This is a genomic window from Roseburia sp. 1XD42-69 (assembly GCF_003612565.1).
Classification (GTDB): domain Bacteria; phylum Bacillota; class Clostridia; order Lachnospirales; family Lachnospiraceae; genus Roseburia_B.
Genome location: NZ_RAZG01000204.1, coordinates 1 through 1,527, shown reverse-complemented (window position 1 = coordinate 1,527; position 1,527 = coordinate 1). Strand labels below are relative to the sequence as shown.

Here is a 1,527-nt window from a genome sequence, read left to right as displayed (position 1 = left end):
TCAATCTGATAATTGGCTTTATATCCATGTTGCCGTCAAGCATTATTTATATCTTGTATGAACACCCGCCGATTTGCAGCTACCTTTTCTTAGTGGGGGCATTATTTCTGACGCCGATTATTCCTATGATAATTTCATTATCATTAGGTGTTTTAATTGTTGCAGTTTCATCACGCTCCAAACATAAAAATATTTATTCGTTGGTTTTGAGTACGGCTGCCGTATTGATGATTGTACTCGCTTCTACAAAAACGCAATCAATGGATGAGGCGCAGATAACCAATTTAGGCGTGGCAATAGCAGAAACGGTAAACAAATTTTATCCGCCTGCTATTCTTTTTACAAATGCTTTATTGCATAATGATTGGGTGGGTTTTGTCATCTTTGCCGCTGTTTCCCTGCTATCAGGCATTGCCTTCATAGCGATTGTTTCCCATTATTATAAAACGTTGAATACGGCGGTATTCTCACATTATGCAAAAAAAGATTATAAAATGGGAGCATTAAAATCTTCATCGCCGTTTATGGCATTGTATAAAAAGGAGCTTCACCGATTAAGTTCATGTACGATTTATGCCCTAAATTCATGTATTGGAATTGTCCTGCTTTTCGTTGTGGCAGTTATGGCAGTATTTTTTATGCCGTCCACTTTACGGCAGCAAGTAGAAGTGATGGGAATTATGATTGTCATTCAAAATATCATGCCAATTGCACTGGCTATTTTTGTGAGCATGACTTCCACTACAGCAGCATCCTTGTCTTTAGAGGGAAAAAACCGATGGATTATGTGTTCCGTTCCAACACAGGCAAGGACAGTTTACAATTCTAAAATTGCGGTAAATTTAACAGTGATACTCCCTGTCTTATATGTCAGTGCAATTCTAATAAGAATTGTGATTCCATACTCCTTGATGCAGACCGTACTGATGTTTCTTATTCCTACGGTATATGCTTTTTTCATTTCGGTTCTTGGTATTTATCTGAATATCAAGTTTCCTAAGTATGATTGGACAAGTGAGTATTATGCGGTGAAAGGTGGGGCAATTTCAGTTTTGGCTACGGTTGGAGGTGGAATGGCAAGCAGTTTAACTCCATTGTATCTTTGCATTATATTCCCGCATTACCAAATGATAATCATGCTTGGTATTACTTGTCTGATACTACTGGCGACTCTGGCAATATACCATAAGGTTTGTCAAATGCAATTATATGTATAGAGTTACAGAAAAAGACGGCTTTTTAGATTTAAAATTCAAGGTTTTGGAAGATAAGAACAAACGTAAAATTAGTATTACTTGAAAAATAGGAGCAGACTCGTAGGTAAGATTGCTAAGCAGTTACCCATTTCTGTCCCTTCTGTATCTTATCATCTGTCAATTTTTGGAAGAAGCCGTCTGGTTTCTTCTGATCAATTAGACAGATATATTTTTTACAAATCGAATCCTCTGAAATTGAGGAGGTTATTTCATGGTTGAAAATGATTTAAAGTACTAAAGAAAGCTGCTATGGAACAGAAAAATAAATTAC

Annotated in this window: 2 protein-coding genes; both read left to right on the top strand. The window is 36.5% G+C overall.

What is annotated here, in order from left to right; genetic code table 11:
- Nucleotides 1–1,217 (top strand): hypothetical protein (locus D7Y06_RS25075; RefSeq protein ID WP_158591502.1); only part of this gene is annotated, 1,217 nt, incomplete at its 5' end.
- 78 nt (nucleotides 1,218–1,295) lie between these two features.
- Entirely contained in the window at nucleotides 1,296–1,475 is a 180-nt protein-coding gene (locus tag D7Y06_RS28730) for an ArsR family transcriptional regulator (RefSeq protein WP_120410182.1), read from the top strand.
- Nucleotides 1,476–1,527: the final 52 nt, after the last annotated feature.